This window comes from Arthrobacter sp. sptzw32 (genome assembly GCF_059089735.1).
Map to the genome: position 1 here is coordinate 382,160 of NZ_JBNHEZ010000004.1, position 16,278 is coordinate 398,437.

General features: G+C 64.8%; 14 protein-coding genes. 4 read left to right on the forward strand and 10 right to left on the reverse strand.

Going from position 1 to position 16,278, the window contains the following annotated elements:
• Positions 1-23: 23 nt before the first annotated feature.
• From AC5RVN_RS10735 to AC5RVN_RS10750, 4 genes are read right to left on the reverse strand one after another with little or no spacing between them, the layout of a single operon-like run.
• Positions 24-836 (reverse strand): bifunctional allantoicase/(S)-ureidoglycine aminohydrolase, encoded by an 813-nt coding sequence (locus AC5RVN_RS10735; protein ID WP_494041410.1) that lies wholly within the window; start codon positions 834-836, stop codon positions 24-26.
• A gap of 11 nt (positions 837-847) precedes the next feature.
• A complete protein-coding gene (locus AC5RVN_RS10740) occupies positions 848-2,128 on the reverse strand; it encodes a DUF6986 family protein (RefSeq protein ID WP_494137905.1) in 1,281 nt (426 codons plus the stop codon).
• A gap of 3 nt (positions 2,129-2,131) precedes the next feature.
• Positions 2,132-3,730, reverse strand: a complete 1,599-nt coding sequence (gene aceB, locus AC5RVN_RS10745) for a malate synthase A (protein ID WP_494137906.1) — start codon at positions 3,728-3,730, stop codon at positions 2,132-2,134.
• Positions 3,731-3,767: 37 nt separating this feature from the next.
• On the reverse strand, positions 3,768-5,207 hold the full coding sequence (locus tag AC5RVN_RS10750) for an NAD-dependent malic enzyme (RefSeq protein ID WP_494137907.1): 1,440 nt from the start codon (positions 5,205-5,207) through the stop codon (positions 3,768-3,770).
• 211 nt (positions 5,208-5,418) lie between these two features.
• Here AC5RVN_RS10750 and AC5RVN_RS10755 point away from each other — a divergent pair, with 211 nt between their 5' ends.
• A complete protein-coding gene (locus AC5RVN_RS10755; RefSeq protein ID WP_494041414.1) occupies positions 5,419-6,174 on the forward strand; it encodes an IclR family transcriptional regulator in 756 nt (251 codons plus the stop codon).
• Between the two features lie 71 nt (positions 6,175-6,245).
• Here the strand turns inward: AC5RVN_RS10755 and AC5RVN_RS10760 are convergent, their stop codons facing one another.
• Both AC5RVN_RS10760 and pucL read right to left on the reverse strand, forming a co-directional pair.
• Complete coding sequence (locus AC5RVN_RS10760) at positions 6,246-7,757, reverse strand: nucleobase:cation symporter-2 family protein (protein WP_494137908.1); 1,512 nt, start codon at positions 7,755-7,757, stop codon at positions 6,246-6,248.
• A gap of 146 nt (positions 7,758-7,903) precedes the next feature.
• On the reverse strand, positions 7,904-8,812 hold the full coding sequence (gene pucL, locus AC5RVN_RS10765) for a factor-independent urate hydroxylase (RefSeq protein WP_494137909.1): 909 nt from the start codon (positions 8,810-8,812) through the stop codon (positions 7,904-7,906).
• A gap of 367 nt (positions 8,813-9,179) precedes the next feature.
• Here pucL and AC5RVN_RS10770 point away from each other — a divergent pair, with 367 nt between their 5' ends.
• Entirely contained in the window at positions 9,180-9,359 is a 180-nt protein-coding gene (locus tag AC5RVN_RS10770) for a hypothetical protein (protein WP_494041417.1), read from the forward strand.
• 27 nt (positions 9,360-9,386) lie between these two features.
• On the opposite strand, the gene xdhC is transcribed toward AC5RVN_RS10770, so the two are convergent.
• Genes xdhC through AC5RVN_RS10785 form a run of 3 tightly spaced genes read right to left on the reverse strand, consistent with a single transcriptional unit; the run spans position 9,387 to position 14,075 of the window.
• On the reverse strand, positions 9,387-10,193 hold the full coding sequence (gene xdhC / locus AC5RVN_RS10775; RefSeq protein ID WP_494137910.1) for a xanthine dehydrogenase accessory protein XdhC: 807 nt from the start codon (positions 10,191-10,193) through the stop codon (positions 9,387-9,389).
• A 1-nt stretch (position 10,194) separates the two neighbouring features.
• The gene (gene xdhB, locus AC5RVN_RS10780; protein WP_494137911.1) at positions 10,195-12,582 is read right to left on the reverse strand and encodes a xanthine dehydrogenase molybdopterin binding subunit; all 2,388 of its coding nucleotides are present in this window, start codon (positions 12,580-12,582) and stop codon (positions 10,195-10,197) included.
• Positions 12,579-14,075 (reverse strand): xanthine dehydrogenase small subunit, encoded by a 1,497-nt coding sequence (locus AC5RVN_RS10785; RefSeq protein WP_494137912.1) that lies wholly within the window; start codon positions 14,073-14,075, stop codon positions 12,579-12,581. The genes xdhB and AC5RVN_RS10785 overlap by 4 nt, the downstream gene beginning before the upstream one ends.
• A gap of 223 nt (positions 14,076-14,298) precedes the next feature.
• On the opposite strand from AC5RVN_RS10785, the gene AC5RVN_RS10790 reads away from it, so the two are divergent.
• On the forward strand, positions 14,299-15,279 hold the full coding sequence (locus AC5RVN_RS10790) for an aldo/keto reductase (protein WP_494137913.1): 981 nt from the start codon (positions 14,299-14,301) through the stop codon (positions 15,277-15,279).
• Positions 15,280-15,317: 38 nt separating this feature from the next.
• Positions 15,318-15,971: a uracil-DNA glycosylase gene (locus tag AC5RVN_RS10795; protein WP_494137914.1), complete on the forward strand. Its 654-nt coding sequence runs from the start codon at positions 15,318-15,320 to the stop codon at positions 15,969-15,971.
• Positions 15,972-16,027: 56 nt separating this feature from the next.
• Here the strand turns inward: AC5RVN_RS10795 and AC5RVN_RS10800 are convergent.
• On the reverse strand, positions 16,028-16,278 hold a 251-nt coding region (locus AC5RVN_RS10800; protein ID WP_494137915.1), incomplete at its 5' end, for a hypothetical protein.

Below are 16,278 nucleotides of genomic sequence, written 5' to 3' on the forward strand. Positions count from 1 at the left end.
GCTGCCTGGTTGGGGGAGGGCGCTTAGGTGAGCCGGACCTGGCGGTTCATGTCCTTGTACAGGAGGTACCGGAACTCACCGGGGCCGCCGGCATAGCAGGCCTGCGGGCAGAAAGCACGGAGCCACATGAAGTCGCCGGCCTCCACCTCCACCCAGTCATTGTTGAGCAGGTACATGGCCTTGCCCTCCAGGACGTACAGGCCGTGTTCCATCACGTGGGTTTCCGGGAACGGGATAACGCCGCCCGGCTGGAAGGTCACGATGTTGACCTGCATGTCGTGGGCCAGGTCGCTGGAGTCCGTGAAACGGGTGGTCTTCCAGACGTCGTTAGTGTCCGGCATCGACGTCGGCTCCACGTCCTTCTCGTTGGTAACGAAGGACTTGGCCTCATAGCCCTCGAGGCGTTCGTAGGCCTTGCGGATCCAGTGGAAGGAGACGACGTCGTCGGAGACGTTCTCCAGGCCCCACTCCGAGCCGGCGGCCAGGTAGGCGTAGCCGCCTTCCTCCAGTTGGTGCAGTTCGCCGTCCAGGGTGAGGTTGACCTTGCCCCGCGTCACAAAAACGACGCCTTCCACGCCGGCTTCGAACTCGGCCTTGGGAGCGCCGCCGCCGGGGCCAATCTCCACGATCAGCTGCGAGAACGTGGTGGCGAAGCCCGAAATGGGACGGGCAATAATCCAGGAACGGGTGTGGCTGAAACCGGGCAGGTTGCTGGTCACGATGTCTGTCATGACACCTTTGGGGATCACCGTGTAGGCCTCGGTGACGATGGCCCGTTCGGTGGTGAGGTGGGTCTGCGGCGGCAACCCGCCGGTGGGGGAGTAGTACTTACCCATGAAGGAGGTCCTTATGCTGGAGAATTGGAGGTGGCTGCGAGCCGCGGGTGGGCCAGCGCAGTAAGTTGGGCGATTCCGACGCCGGCGAGTGCCTGGACTTCATCGGCACCTACTGCTCCGCACTGGACGCCGCGGAGCACAAACGCTGCCAGGGCACGGGCGGTGGCGGGCTCGTCCATGACCCCGCCTTCAGTCTGCTCCACGTAGTTCCGCAGCCGCGCCGCAGCGGCCGGAAGCCCCTGCCGGTAAAAGGCGTAGGTGGCGGCGAAGCGGCTGGGCAGCTGCGCGGGATGCAGGTCCCAGCCCTGGTAGTACCCGCGTTCGAGGGACCGCCGCACCAGTCGCCCGTGCAGCTGCCAGGCGTTCTCCACGTTGTCACCCACCGGAATGATGTTGGTGGAGCCGTCGGAGAGCCGGATCCCGGTGCCGGCCACGGCCAGCTGCATGACTTCCTTGGCGAAGTCCGCCACCGGGTGTTCCATCGACTGGTATTCGGCGGCAACCTGCAGCGACGCCGAGTAGTCGTACGTGCCATAGTGCAGGCCGCTGATCCGCCCCGGAACCGCGTGCGGCAGCTGCGCCACCGGAGACGTTCCCTCCGGCCCAAGAATGAGTTGCGGGGTTTCCACCTGGACCTCGAAGCGGAGCCGGCCGGAAGGCAGTGAGTGCACTTCCTCCAGGCGGGAGACCGCGTAGTCCATCGCCCGGACCTGGGCGACGGTGGTGACCTTGGGCAGGGTCAGGACCAGCCCCTCCGGCAGTTCACCTGCGGCAGCAAGTTCCGAAACGAACAGGTCCAGCGTGCGGAGCCCGCGGGCCCGGGTGGCAGCCTCGAAGCACTTGAAGCGGATACCGATGAACGGTGGAGCAGAGCCGGCAGTAACGGCGGCAGCCACCGCGGACGCCGCGGCGACGGCGGCGGTGTCCTCGGCGTCGTCGCCCCTGTCCCCAAAGCCGTCCTCAAAGTCCAGCCGCAGGTCCTCGATCGGTTCGCTGGCAAGCTTGCCCTCGACGCGGGAGGCAACCGCCTCCGCCAGCGCGGCGTCCTGGCCGAGCAGCGCGCCCAGCTTGTGGAGGCCCCCGTGCGCCTCGGCCGTCGCCAGCGCCTCTGCACCCCAGCTGGCAGCGAACGACGGCGTAAAGCGGTCCGCGGGCACGTACACCGTGTGCACGGGCTGGCGGGAGCCGTCGTCGCCGGGGTAGTTGCGCTCCAGCAGGCGGTCCGTGGCGGCCAGTTGCCCGTTAATGTCCGCCAGGTCCGTTGGTGACAGTGACACTTTGGGTCCTGCCATGCCTCAGCCCACCAATTCGTAGGCCGGGGTGGTGAGGAAGTCCGTGTAGTCCTCGGAGAGGCAAATGCCTGCAATCAGGTCGCTGGCCGGCTTGTAGTAGCGACGGAAGGCTTCATCGCCGAATTCAGTGCGCAGCCGTTCGGTTTCCTCCCCGAGGATCCGCTCCACCAGCTCCCGGGTAACAGTGTTGCCGGTGTCCGCAAGCACGGACTTGTTGCGGATCTGCTGCCACACCTGCGAGCGGGAAATTTCCGCGGTGGCGGCGTCCTCCATCAGGTTGTGGATGGCCACAGCACCGTTGCCCGAAAGCCACACGGCAGTGTAGGCAACGGCCACGTAGAGGTTCAGCCGCAGGCCCGCCTCCGTCACCTGGCCGCCGGCTGAGGCGATATCCAGCAGCTGCCCGGCCGTGACGGACACTTCGGGCCGCTGCTTGTCCAGCTGGTTCGGCCTGTCACCGAGCACGGAATCAAACACCTCACGGCACGTCGGGACCAGGTCCGGGTGGGCCACCCAGGAACCGTCGAAGCCGTCGTTCGCCTCGCGGGTCTTGTCCGCGCGGACCTTGGCGAAGGCCGCCTCGGTAACCTCGGGGTGGCGCCGGTTGGGGATGACGGCTGCCATGCCTCCCATCGCGAAGGCGCCCCGCTTGTGGCAGGTTTTGACCAGCAGTTCGGTGTACGCACGCATGAACGGCGCAGTCATCAGGACAGAGGCACGGTCCGGGAGCACAAATTCCTCGCCGGCGTCCCGGAAGTACTTGATGATGCTGAAGAGGTAATCCCAGCGGCCGGCGTTCAGGCCGGAAGCGTGGTCCCGCAGTTCGTAAAGGATCTCGTCCATTTCGAAGGCGGCCGGAATGGTTTCGATCAGAACAGTGGCACGGACGGTCCCCTGGTTCAGTCCCAGCTGATCCTGCGCGAACACAAAGACGTCATTCCAGAGCCGGGCCTCGAGGTGGCTCTCCATCTTGGGCAGGTAGTAGTAGGGGCCCTGTCCGTTGAGGACCAGCTGCCTGGCCACGTGGAAGAAGTGCAGGCCGAAGTCCACCAGCGCGCCCACGGCCGGTTCGCCGTCGATGAGCAGGTGCTTTTCCTGCATGTGCCAGCCGCGCGGGCGGGCCACCACGACGGCGAGCGGCGCGTCGGTGCGGAGCTTGTATTCCTTGCCCTCCGCGGAGGTATGGCTGAGGGTGCCCCTGGCGGCATCGCGAAGGTTCAGGATGGCGTCGATGACGTTGCCCCAGGTGGGCGTGCTGGCATCTTCAAGGTCCGCGAGCCATACCTTGGCACCGGAGTTCAGCGCGTTGATGGCCATCTTCGCCGGCGACGCGGGACCGGTCATCTCCACCCTGCGGTCCTGCAGGGGTGCGGGCGCGGGCGCAACCTTCCAGTCGCCGTCGCGCACGTCCTGTGTTTCCGGCAGGAAGTCAAGCTTTCCCGTTTCCGCCACTCGCTGCCGCTTGACGGCGCGGGCTGCCAGGAGCTCATTGCGGGTGCCGGCGAAGCGGGTGTGCAGCTCCTCCAAAAAGGCCAGCGCCTCGGGGGTGAGGATCTCCTCCGCGCGGTCGATGGGCCGGGGATCTGTGACAGTGATGGCCATTTCTGGTCCTTTCCTTGTACTGAAGTCAGGCAGTGAATCAGGCGCCGGCCAGGGCTTCTTCGAGTTCCTTGGCTGCAGCCGCGGTTGCCACGTTGGCAGCGTGGGCGGCGGCAGCAACGGCTGAGGCAACATCGGCGGCAACATGGGGATCGAAGACGCTGGGGATAATGTAACTGGCATTGAGCTCGTCGTCAGCTACCCGGTTGGCGATGGCCTCCGCGGCGGCCACCAGCATCTGCGGGGTGATGTCCGAGGCTCCGGCGTCCAGCAGGCCCCGGAAGAAGCCGGGGAAGGCCAGCACATTGTTGATCTGGTTGGGGAAGTCGCTCCGGCCGGTGGCCACCACTGCGGCATGCCTGGAGGCGACGACGGGATCGATCTCCGGCGTGGGGTTGGCCATGGCGAACACGATGGCGTTTTCTGCCATGGCGGCAACCTGCTCCTCGCCGATCACGTGCGGGGCGCTGACGCCGATGAACACGTCGGCACCTTCGAGTGCATCGTGCAGGGTTCCGGCGAAGCCTTCTTCATTGGTGTTCGCGGCAATCCAGCTGCGGTGCTCGTCGTTGTACTTCTCGCCGGAGTGGATGGCGCCAGAGCGGCCTGCGGCGATGATGTGCCGTGCGCCCTGGGCCTTCAGCAGCTGGATGATGGCGGAGCCTGCGGCGCCGACGCCGGAAACTACAATCCGAACCTCATCAAGCTTCTTGCCCACAACGCGGAGCGCGTTCACCAGGGCAGCGAGGGTGACGATGGCGGTGCCGTGCTGGTCGTCGTGGAAGACCGGGATGTCCAGTTCCTCGCGGAGCCGGTTTTCGATCTCGAAGCAGCGCGGGGCTGCGATGTCTTCCAGGTTGATGCCGCCATACACGGGAGCCATGGCCTTGGCGATCATGATGATTTCCTCGGTGTCCTGTGTATCCAGGCAGACGGGCCAGGCGTCAACGTTGGCGAACTGCTTGAACAGCGCCGCCTTGCCTTCCATCACCGGCAGCGCCGCTGCCGGGCCGATGTTGCCCAGGCCCAGGACGGCCGAACCGTCGGTGAGAACGGCGATGGTGTTGCGCTTGACGGTCAGGTTGCGGGCTGCCGCGGGATCCTCGGCGATGGCCAGGCAGACGCGGGCGACGCCGGGAGTGTAGGCGCGGGAGAGATCGTCGCGGTTGCGCAGGGCCACCTTGGGGACGACCTCCAGCTTGCCGCCCAGGTGCATGAGGAAGGTGCGGTCCGAGACGTGTTGGACCGTGACGCCGTCGAGCGCGTTGAGGGCGTCTTTGACCCTGCCGGCGTGCTCGTCGTCGGTGGTGTTGCAGGTGACATCGACCACCAGGGTCTCGTGGTGGGACTCACTGACGTCCAGGGCGGTGATGGCTGCACCCGCGGCGCCGACGGCCGCGGCGAGCTCGCTGGTGGCGCTGAAGCTGGAGGGTGCTTCCACGCGCAGGGTGATCGAATTTCCGGGGCTGGGGTTCGCCATTGAATGTCCTCTGGTTCGGCCCGGGATGGGCAGCTGCTGAAACAAAATGTTTTCGTATTATGGATATTATTATCTACTTAGTGGAAAGACAACCCCTTCCGGTTCTTCATCGCTTCCATAAGGCAGGTGCTGTATCTTGAGAGCATTAGGGCAACTCTTTTCACGATGCGGATAAGACTTGTCGGAATCCGAGTCCACAGGAGACTGGTACATGGCTGAGAAAGCCGCAGGTGGCGTCCAATCCGTTGAGCGCGTCTTCGAACTGCTGGAACTGATCACAGACGCCGGCGGCGACGTCACTCTTAGCGAACTGTCCTCCTCTACGGACCTGCCGCTGCCTACAATCCACCGGCTGCTCCGGACACTGGTGTCGCTGGGCTACATCCGGCAACTGCCGAACCGGCGGTATGCCCTGGGCCCGCGGCTCATCCGGCTTGGGGAAGGAGCCAACAAGCAGCTTGGCGCCGTGGCCCGCCCGCAGCTCAAGACTCTGGTGGACCGGCTGGGGGAAACCTCCAACATGGCCGTGCTCGACTCGGACATGGTGATCTATGTGGCGCAGGTGCCGTCACTGCACTCGATGCGGATGTTCACCGAGGTGGGCCGGCGCGCCCACACCCATGCCACCGGCGTCGGCAAAGCCATCCTGGCCCAGTTGGATGATGACACGGTCCGCGGGATCGTTACCCGTGCCGGGATGCCAACCCCCACGGCCAAGAGCATCGGAGATGTCGAGGACCTGCTGGCCGATCTCAAGCTCATCCGGGAACGCGGCTACTCCATTGACGAGGAGGAGCAGGAGCTGGGCGTGCGCTGCTTCGCCATGGCCGTGCCCAACGCGCCCACTCCCGCGGCGATTTCCGTTTCCGGGCCGGTGTCACGGGTGGATGGGAACTTCGCCGACCAGGCTGTGCCCGTGCTCCGCGAGGCGGCCGAGGCCATCTCCCTGGAGCTTAACCGCACCTGACGCGCCATGCTGAGCACGACGGCGGCCCGCTCCTTCCTGAAGCGGGCCGCCGTCGTTCTTTTGTCGCGGTGCTAGTGCTCTGACGCCTTTTCAGACGACTGGACCGGGACTTCCTTGCCGTCGCAGTCGATGAGCTTGCCGCCCTCGAAGCGGTCGCCGTCCGCCAGGCATTTCAGGTCCTCTTCCCGGACCACCCGCCCGGTACCGGCCACAAACACCGACTGGTTTTCCGAGTTGCCGGCCTTGAGGTGGTTGAAGAGCAGGTTCAGCAGGATGGCCATCACGGCTGCTGAGCTGATGCCGGAGTGGAAGATGGTGCTGAACCAGGACGGGAACTGATCGTAAAAGGTGGGGGCGGCGATGGGAATCATGCCGAACCCGATGGAGGCGGCCACGATGATCAGGTTCATGTTGTTCCGGTACTCCACCTTTGCCAGCGTCCTGATGCCGCTGGCTGCCACAGTGCCGAAGAGCACGATGCCTGCACCGCCAAGGACGGCGGTGGGCACGGCGGCGACGACCCGGCCCAGGACCGGCAGGAGACCCAGCAGTACGAGGATCACACCGCCGGCTGCCACTACGTAGCGGCTCTTGATCCTGGTGACAGCCACCAGGCCCACGTTCTGGGCAAAAGCGCTTTGGGTAAATGAGCCAAAAATAGGAGCGATCAGGCTCGAACCCATGTCTGCCCGCAAGCCTGCCGCAATCCGCTTGGAGTCCGTCCGGGTCCCGACGATTTCGCCAACGGCGAGGATGTCGGCCATGGTTTCAGTCAGGATCACCAGCACCACGATCACCATGGAGATGATGGCCGCGATTTCGAAGGTCGGAGCACCGAGGTGGAACGGGGTTGGAAAGGCAACGATGGGGCCGTTGCCCACCTTGGAAAAATCCGCCATGCCGGTGATGACAGCAATAAGGGTGCCGCCCACCATCGCCAGGAGGATGGACAGGCGGGAAAGCGTTGCGCTGCCCACCTTGCTCAGGAGCAGGACCAGCACCAGGGTGGCGGCGGCGAGGCCGATGTTCGCCGTACTCCCGTAGTTCTCAGCGGTCCGGTTTCCGCCCATCGCCCAGTTGGCGGCAACCGGCATGAGGGTCAGGCCAATGGTGGTGATGACGGTGCCGGTCACTACCGGCGGGAAGAACCTGACGATTTTCGAGAAGACCGGCGCAATCAGCAGGCCGATCGCCGCGGAGACCATGACTGCCCCGAAGACTGCCGGGAGCCCACCGCCGCCGCTGACGATGGCAACCATTGTGGCAACGCTGGCAAACGATACGCCCTGCACCAGGGGCAGTTGCGAGCCAAAGAAGGGGACGCCGATGGTCTGCAGCAGCGTGGCCAGGCCGCCCATAAAGAGGGCGGCCGCGATCAGGATGCCGATGTCCGCAGGTGACAGCCCGGCGGCCTGGCCCACAATCAGCGGAACAGCGATGATGCCGCCGTACATTGTCAGGACGTGCTGGAAGCCGTAGGCGAAGCTGCTTCCTACGGACAGGCGCTCATCTTCGGGCCTGTTGGAAACGGCGCGCTTACTGTGTTGTCTGGACGCGGCTTTGAAGGGGTTTTTGGTGTTCATGGCAGACTTTCTGGTTCATGGCAGACGTCTTCGTCTGGCTAACGTTGTCTGGCTAACGGTGTGTTGCTGAAAGGCTTGGATGAAAGCCCGGAGCTTTTGTCGGGGTGGCAAAAACTCCGGGCGGTGTAATGGGTGGCGCTTGAGCTTTAGCAGAAGCCGGCGATGCCGGACCAGGCAGCGGGAGCTGCGGCTGCGTCTTCCCGCTGGACGGTAGCCTCGATCAGGCCGTAGGGGCGGTCCGCCGCGTAGAAGACCTCATTGGGGTTGTCGAGGCCGAAGGGTGAGAGGTCCACGAGGAAGTGGTGCTTGTTGGGCATGGAGAACTTGATCTCGTCGATCTCGCTGTGGGCCTCCAGTACTTTGGTGCCCATGTCAAACAGGGTTTGCTGCAGGGCGTGGGAGTACTTCTCGGTGAAGCCTTCGAGCAAGAGTCCCTTGACGTCCTCGTAGGTCTTGTTGAAGTCCAGCGCGCTGAAGTCGGTTCCGGTCTTGAAGCGCCAGCGTGCCGAGACGTCGGTGGCCAGGATGCGGTCGGTGGTCTCCTGCAGGGTGGTGTACCTGTCCTTTGGGTAGCCCACGAAGCCGGACTGGGTGGACTTCAGGACGGTCAGGTCCTTGAGTCCGGAGATCAGGTGGGTGGTGGCGCCGTCGCGGACCAGGACGGCTGTGCGGACTTCCTGGCCGTTGCGCACGAAGGAGTGGTCATGCTCGGCGCCGTGGGCCTGGATTCGGTCCCAGCTGTAGGACTCGGCCTCCCAGCGGCCGCCCGTCACCCAGTCGAAGCTGGAGGTGAAGTGCTCGCCGAGCCGAAGCAGGAACGCCTCGGGGGAACCCACACCGTCGCGGGCGAAAGCATAGATGGTGTTCTTCTGGGTGTCGGTGGCCACCACGTGGGCGTTGTCGCCCTCGAGGTGTGCGGCCGAAAAATCACCGCGCAGCTGCGAGGTGACGTTGAGGTCTTCGATTTCGTGGCGGTCGCTGTCGCGGGTGATCTTGACGACCCGGACTTCGGCCTTTCCGTACTGGTTTTCGCCGAGGATGATTTTGCTGCTCATGGTCAGATTCCCAACTTCAGGTATGTGGGACCACAGTCCCGCATAGAAATTAAGCGCGCGTTTCCCGCACGTTTCTTGTACCGTCGGCCCACAAAAAAGAGCCGACATCAATAGATGTCAGCTCATTACGACCCTGCCTGCTGCTCCCAGGTTACGTGACCTGCGCCACGAATTGACAACCAGCGTACCTCCGGAATCCGGTGGTGTACATCACAGGTTCAAAATTCGGTTTGTGACTGCGGGCAAGCCTGGGCCGCCTTCAGCCGGCGGGCGCGCACCCTTGACGGCATAGCTTGAGCGTTCTACGCTTTCCACTGAACGATAATTATTTTCCATAATATGAAACGACAGCATGAAGGAGGGCGAGATGGACCTGCAGGACAAGAACGGCTCGATGGAGTTTCCGGCGGTTGGCCAGGAGTTGTACCACCCATATGGAGGCACGGACCCGGACTTTCATATTCCGGCTGACTGCGACCGGCGGGGCCGGGGCTTCTCGAACTGGCTGCGCGGCCTGCCTGTCTTCGGGCGCCCGCGCTCCATGTAATTGCGCGGATCCTGCTCCTTGTGCTGCCTACCGTCGCTGGGCTGAAGGAAGCCCGCGCAGCAGCGCCGCCGCCGCGCTCACAGCAATGACAGCCGGGTGCTTGCCCGGTATATCCGGTAAGCCGATCGGGCATTGGATCCGGTCAATCTCTGCATCAGTAAAACCTTCCGCCCCCAGCTTTTGCCGGAAGCGAAGCCACTTGGCCCGTGAGCCGATCAGCCCCACGCTTCCCAGGTCTCCGCGGCGCAGGGCCGCATCACACAGAAGGAAGTCCTCGGAGTGGTCGTGGCTCATGATGAATACGTGGGCGCCGGCGGGCAGCTCCCGAAGGAACGAATCCGGAACCGGCGTGTGCACGGCACGCACGTCCGCGACACCAGAAGCCACGTCCGCCAGCCGGTCGGCGTCGAGCTGCTCCCCGCGGCTGTCCACCAGATACAGGGTCATTGGCATCCGTGACAGGATGCGGACGAGTTCATATCCCACATGCCCCACGCCGAAGACCGCCACGGTGGGAAGGGACAGGAAGGGCTCCAGCAGCACCCGGACTTTTCCTCCGCAGCACTGCCGGCCGTGCTGCGCGGGGGCATGCTCACTAAGCGAGAACTCGGCGTTTTGGGGCGCGGAGATACCCCGGGCCATCATGTCGCGGGCTTGATCCACCACCGTTGCCTCGAGATTGCCTCCGCCGATGCTGCCCCAGGTGGAGTCTGCCCCGACAACCATTTTGGCGCCCGCCTCCCGGGGTGCGTGGCCACGCACTTCGGACACCGTGGCCAGGACCCCAGGCAGGCTTGCGGTCCTCAAGTACTGCAGGGCTTCCAACCAGTCCATGTCACAGCGCTGACGTCGGGGCCGGCGGCCGGAGGGCGTCGCCGTCGGGTGTGTCATGGAACGGAGCGGTTATCCGTTCGAGCGCCCAAAACACTTCTTCCGGGGTTGCGGGGCTGCCCAGCGCTATCGAGCTGCCAGGCGGGCCGAAGGCTGCGACAGCGGCGCGGAGTGCCTCGCGAACGCTGATTGCCAGCATGAGCGGAGGCTCACCTACGGCTTTGGAACCGTAGACGACGCCGCTTTCAGTGGCACGTTCGAAGAGGTGGACATTGAATTGCTCCGGCATTTCGGAGAAGCTCGGCAGTTTATAGGTGCTGGCTGATGCGGTGGCCAGCCGTCCCCGCGTCGCGCCGTCGGATACATCCCACCGCAGGTCCTCAAGGGTCAACCACCCCGCGCCCTGCACAAAGCCGCCTTCAATCTGGCCGACGTCGATCATTGGCGAGAGGCTGTCGCCGACGTCGTGCACGATGTCAGCGCGCAACTGGCGGTAGGTGCCGGTGAAACGGTCCACCTCCACTTCAGTTACCGCTGCCCCGTAGCTGAAGTATTTGAAAGGCTCCCCCTGCATCCGGGCGCTGTCCCAGTGCAGTCCCTCGGTCCGGTAGTACCCTGCTGCCCAAAGCTGGACGCGCTGGAAGTAGGCGTCGTGGACCACTTCGGCGAAGCTGAGCCAGCGGTCGTGGAACCCGATGCCCGTTACCTTTCCGTCGTCGAACCGTACATCGTCCGGGTGGATGTTGAGCCTCCTGGCTGCCACCTCAGCCAGCCGGGCACTTATCTGATCGCAGGCGTTCTTGACTGCCCCGCCATTGAGGTCCGCGCCCGAGCTTGCGGCCGTGGCCGAGGTGTTGGGGACTTTGTCGGTGCGGGTAGGAGCGAGCCGGATGAACGAGAGGGGCACACCCAGCGCGGTGGCCGCTACCTGGCGCATCTTGGTGTGCAGGCCCTGCCCCATCTCGGTGCCACCGTGGTTGATGAGCACGGACCCGTCCTTATACACATGGACTAATGCGCCGGCCTGGTTGAACGCGGTGAGGTTGAAGGAGATGCCGAACTTCACGGGTGTTATCGCCAGGGCCCGTCTGGTGTGGGGGTGAGCTGCATTGAATGCGGTGATATCCGCCCGCCGCCGTTCCACGTCAGCGCGGTCCAGCAGCGTGTCCCATACGGCCAGCAGCCGTTCCGCGTGGCGCACCGGCTGCCCGTAGGGTGTGGTCTGCCCGGGCTGGTAAAAGTTGCGGCGGCGAAGCTCGGCCGGATTCAGGCCCAGCAGGGGTGCGCAGCGGCCCAGCAGGTCCTCGATCACGAGCATCCCCTGCGGGCCGCCGAACCCGCGGAACGCTGTCTGGGATGTCTTGTTCGTCCTGGCGACGCGCCCGTGGACCTCGATGTTGGGGATGTAGTACGCGTTGTCAATATGGCACAGCGCCCTCGCCAGGACCGGCTCCGAGAGGTCCAGGCTCCAGCCTCCGTCGCTGGTGAGGGTGGCTTTGAGTGCCTGGAGGCGGCCGTCCGGGCCGAATCCTGCTTCCCAGCGCGCGTGGAAGGGATGGCGCTTGCCGGTCATGGTGATGTCCTGGGTCCGGTTGAGGCGGAGGCGGACGGGGCGTCCGGTCAGGATGGCACCCAGCGCCGCGACTGCCGCGAATCCGTGCGGCTGCATCTCTTTACCACCGAAGCCTCCGCCCATCCGAAGGCACTGCACAGTTACCTCATGGTTATGCAGGCCCAGCACGTGCGCCACGATTTCCTGTGTCTCGGAGGGATGCTGGGTGCTGGACTGCACAAAGACCTGCCCGCCGTCGTCGATGTACGCAAAGGACGCATGGGTTTCAAGGTAGAAGTGCTCCTGGCCGCTGAACTCGAACTCGCCCGTGAACCGGTGGAGGGAGCTTTCCAGGGCCTGCGCCGGATCCCCGCGGGAGATGGTGGGCTGGTGGCCCTGGAAGCTTCCGGCTTCCATGGCTTCGGACAGCGTCAGGAGGGACGGCAGGGGTTCGTAGTCGACTTTGACTGCCTCCGCCCCCAGCCGTGCCGCCTCCAGTGTTTCGGCGAGGACCCAGCACACGGCGTGGCCGTAGAACATGACTTCGCTGGGGAAGAGCGGTTCGTCGTTTTTGGCGCCGGCATCGTTGACGCCCGGAACGTCCGACGCCGTGAGGACCTTCACGACGCCGGGAACCTCAAGTGCCTCCTGGGTCTGCATGGCCAGGATCCGCGCGTGGGCGTGGGGTGCCTGGACGGGCCACGCGTGCAGGACATTCCGGGTGTGGACTGCAAGGTCATCGGTGTAGAGGGCGGTCCCGGTTACATGCGCCGCAGCGCTCTCATGGGAAACCGCGACCCCAACAACAGGGTTGACGGGACGGTCTGCCAAGGACTTCACCGTGCCTCCTCCAGTGCCGAAGCGTTCCCTGCCTGGAACCGCAGCAGGGCCTGCCCCAACATGGCCGAGCGGTAGAGGGCACTCGCGCGCATGTCATCGATAGGTGTTCCCTCACCCGCCATTACTGCAGCTGCCCGGGCCACCGTGCCAGGGGTCCACGGCTGGCCGGACAGCGCCTCTTCGGTTGCGAATGCCCGGATCGGCGTGGCTGCCACGCCGCCGAGCCCGATCCGGACCGATGCCACGACGCCATCAACAACCTGCAGCGCAATGGCGACTGACACGCTGGAGATGTCATCAAAGCGCCGCTTGGCGACTTTATAAAACGCGGTGTTTTCAGCCAGCGGCAAGGGTATCCGGACTGCGCGGAGCAACTCATCCGGCCTCCTGACACTCTGCCGGTACCCGGTGTAAAACTCCGAGAGCGGCACTTCACTTTCCTCCTCCGCCGAGGACAGGACAACCGTTGCATCCAGTGCGAGGAGTACCGGTGCGGTGTCGCCGATGGGGGAGCCGGTGGAGAGGTTCCCGCCGAAGGTAGCTGCATTGCGGATCAAACGGGAAGCGAACTGTGGAAACAGCTGGCCCAGGAGGGGTACACGACCGCCGAGGCCGCGCTCAACCTCCGAAAGCGTCAGGGCAGCCCCGATCTCGATGTGGCCGGAGCCGAGCGTCAGCTGCCGCAGCTCTTCCAAGCGGTCAATGGCGAGGACCAGGGGAGGCCTGGCGTGCCGAAGATTTATTTCAACTCCAAGGTCGGTTGCACCTGCCACCACCGTCGCGCCGGAGTTCTCGCGCAGCGTTTGCAGCGCCTCGTTAAGGGTCCGGGGGCGCAGGAACCGCGCCCCTCCGTCTGTTCGGGTGTGCATGGCCGGCGGCGCAGGCAGGTTTTGCCGGGTGCGCAACAGATCTGCTTCGGGGGGCTGCCCGAGCGCGTAGGCCGCATCCCTGATGGGCCTGTAGCCGGTACAGCGGCAGAGGTTTCCGCTGAGCGCATGCAGGTCAAAACCGTTTGGACCGCATTCGTGGTCAGTGGCGTGCTCTTCACCAACGAGGTCAGTGCCGGTCCCTTTGGTTGCCTCGTCGGGGCTCCGGTCCGGGCGGTAGTACTCGGCAGCCATGGAGCAAATGAAGCCGGGGGTGCAGTATCCGCACTGGGACCCGCCCCGGTCTGCCATCTGGCGCTGGACAGGATGGAGACCTTCCTTGTTCTGCCCAGTGGCGGTCCCGGCCAGACCTTCAGCAGTGATGATCTCTTGGCCGTCGAACGCAAGGGCAGGGGGCAGGCACGCGTTAACGGATGTCCAGCGGCTGTGACCGGGCCCATCCGGGCGCACCACCAGGACCGCACAGGCACCGCACTCTCCCTCGGCGCAACCCTCCTTCGCGCCTGTGAGGCCTTCTCCCCTCAGCCAATCAAGAAGCCTGGTATGAGCACTGGTCCCACTGCAATCGCGGGCCTGCCCATTGACGACTATCTTCATTCCGTCCATGCTTCTCGCTCCCGTACGAACCAGCCCTCCACGCCAAGCAGACCTCCGATTCCGGGAAGCGAGCCAGCGGCCCCGCCGGAATGCCCGTCACCTGTCCGATGTGATTAAGCTTACACACGCCGCCGGAAAGCGTTTTTCCACAAAGCGCCGGCGCCGGGGGATTTCCGCAGAAGGATCAACGCCGACTTCATGTGTTGGGGTTTCCACGCCATATAGTCATGGGATGGAACAGCGGATTTTAGGCAAGACCGGACGGAACGTGTCCACCGTAGGACTGGGTACCTGGCAGCTCGGCGGGGACTGGGGCGCCGTCGATCCGGCACAGGCCCAAGCCATTTTGGCGGCGTCGGTCGAGGCGGGAGTGAACTTCTTTGACACCGCCGACGTTTACGGTGACGGCAAGAGCGAGCAGGCCATCGGGAAGTTCCTCGCGGATAACCCCGGGCTGGACATCACGGTGGCCACCAAGATGGGCCGGCGCGTGGACCAGCAGCCGGAAAATTACAGCCTGGCCAACTTCCGGCAGTGGGTGGACCGCTCGCGGAAGAACCTGGGAACGGACACGCTGGACCTGGTCCAGCTGCACTGCCCGCCCACCCCGGTTTTCAGCAGCAGCGAAGTCTACGACGCCCTGGACACCCTGGTGTCAGAAGGCGCCATTCGCAACTACGGCGTCAGTGTTGAGCGCACGGATGAGGCACTGGAAGCGATCCGCCACGAAGGCACCTCCTCCGTGCAGATCATCCTGAACGCGTTCCGCCTCAAGCCACTCGACGAGGTGCTTCCCGCCGCGAAGGCGGCGAACGTGGGCATCATCGCCCGTGTCCCGCTCGCTTCGGGTCTGCTCTCCGGCAAGTACACCAAGGAGACTACCTTCGCGGAAAACGACCACCGGAACTACAACCGCAATGGTGACTCCTTCGACGTCGGCGAGACGTTCTCCGGGGTGGACTACGAACTCGGGCTGAAGGCCGTGGCAGAGTTCCAGCAACTGGTCCCTGCCGGCGCCACCACGGCACAGACCGCCATCGCCTGGATTGCCGCTCAGGACGGCGTTACCACCGTGATTCCCGGCGCGCGCAACATAGAGCAGGCGACGGCCAACGCCGCTGCCGCCGGTATCGCTGTTGGTGAAGACTTCGACAGCGGAGTCCGCTGGATCTACGACCACTACTTCCGCGAGGCCATCCACCCGCGCTGGTAACCCGCAAGGCTGATTCCTGACGGGAAATGGGAGGGCGAATGGTGGCAACTTCCGTCAGCACCTTGGTGGAGCGGCTGTCCATTGTTCCGTCAGGACCCGGGCTCAACAACTTCCTTGACCACCGGGAACCTGCTAATGCCCAGCGCCGGCGCAACCTGGAGCTTTACCTCCAGGAGATGCTGGACTGTTCCCCAAGGGTGCTGCTCCTCGGCGAGGCGCCGGGTTTTCGCGGCATGAGGATCACCGGGATCCCCTTCACCAACCGCACAATGCTTCAGGGGCCGGCCAACAGTTTCGGCTTGTTCGGGCCGGGCAAGGGCTACACACTGCCTCCGGAGGCTGCCGGAGTGGCGGCGGAGCCTACCGCAACGGTGATGTGGGAGGTCCTGGCGGAACTGAAGTTCCTTCCACTGCTCTGGAGCGCCTGCCCCTTCCATACCCATGTGCCAGGGGACCCCCAGTCCAACCGCACGCCCCGGACAGTCGAGGCCAGGCTGGGAATCCCGTTCCGGCAGGCGCTGACAGAACTCTTCGGCATCAAAACCGTGGTGGCAGTGGGCAACGTGGCACACCGCGCCCTGCTTTCCAGCGGCTATAGCGCGCCGAAGGTGCGGCACCCGTCCCATGGCGGACGGTCCGGCTTCAAGCGGGGACTTGAGGAGCTGCTGGAAGCCGGACTGGAGGGCCGGTAGCCCTTCGCGCAACCAAGGCCCGGGGGCCGGCCCTGCCCGCCGCGCGGCGCTGCAGGTCAGGCGTCGCCGCCCGCCCCGCCGGTAGTGCCGGCGTTCACGTCCAGGAGCTTGTAGCGATCCATCGCGTACTGCGGTGCGCCCTCCTCCACTTCGCCCCTTGCCGCGAGCATCTGCAGGGCTTTCACCACGATGGAGTGGATGTCGTTTTTAAAGAAGCGGCGGGCTGCGGCGCGGGTGTCGGAGAAGCCGAAGCCGTCGGCGCCGAGGGTGGCGAATTCGTTGGGGACGAATTGGCGGATCTGGTCCG

Excerpts from the sequence above, each read along its gene's own strand:
- AC5RVN_RS10735 (WP_494041410.1), bottom strand. The coding sequence starts at position 836 with ATGGGTAAGTACTACTCCCCCACCGGCGGGTTGCCGCCGCAGACCCAC.
- AC5RVN_RS10740 (WP_494137905.1), bottom strand. The coding sequence starts at position 2,128 with ATGGCAGGACCCAAAGTGTCACTGTCACCAACGGACCTGGCGGACATT.
- aceB (WP_494137906.1), bottom strand. The coding sequence starts at position 3,730 with ATGGCCATCACTGTCACAGATCCCCGGCCCATCGACCGCGCGGAGGAG.
- AC5RVN_RS10750 (WP_494137907.1), bottom strand. The coding sequence starts at position 5,207 with ATGGCGAACCCCAGCCCCGGAAATTCGATCACCCTGCGCGTGGAAGCA.
- AC5RVN_RS10755 (WP_494041414.1), top strand. The coding sequence starts at position 5,419 with ATGGCTGAGAAAGCCGCAGGTGGCGTCCAATCCGTTGAGCGCGTCTTC.
- AC5RVN_RS10760 (WP_494137908.1), bottom strand. The coding sequence starts at position 7,757 with ATGAACACCAAAAACCCCTTCAAAGCCGCGTCCAGACAACACAGTAAG.
- pucL (WP_494137909.1), bottom strand. The coding sequence starts at position 8,812 with ATGAGCAGCAAAATCATCCTCGGCGAAAACCAGTACGGAAAGGCCGAA.
- AC5RVN_RS10770 (WP_494041417.1), top strand. The coding sequence starts at position 9,180 with ATGGACCTGCAGGACAAGAACGGCTCGATGGAGTTTCCGGCGGTTGGC.
- xdhC (WP_494137910.1), bottom strand. The coding sequence starts at position 10,193 with ATGGACTGGTTGGAAGCCCTGCAGTACTTGAGGACCGCAAGCCTGCCT.
- AC5RVN_RS10785 (WP_494137912.1), bottom strand. The coding sequence starts at position 14,075 with ATGGACGGAATGAAGATAGTCGTCAATGGGCAGGCCCGCGATTGCAGT.
- AC5RVN_RS10790 (WP_494137913.1), top strand. The coding sequence starts at position 14,299 with ATGGAACAGCGGATTTTAGGCAAGACCGGACGGAACGTGTCCACCGTA.
- AC5RVN_RS10795 (WP_494137914.1), top strand. The coding sequence starts at position 15,318 with ATGGTGGCAACTTCCGTCAGCACCTTGGTGGAGCGGCTGTCCATTGTT.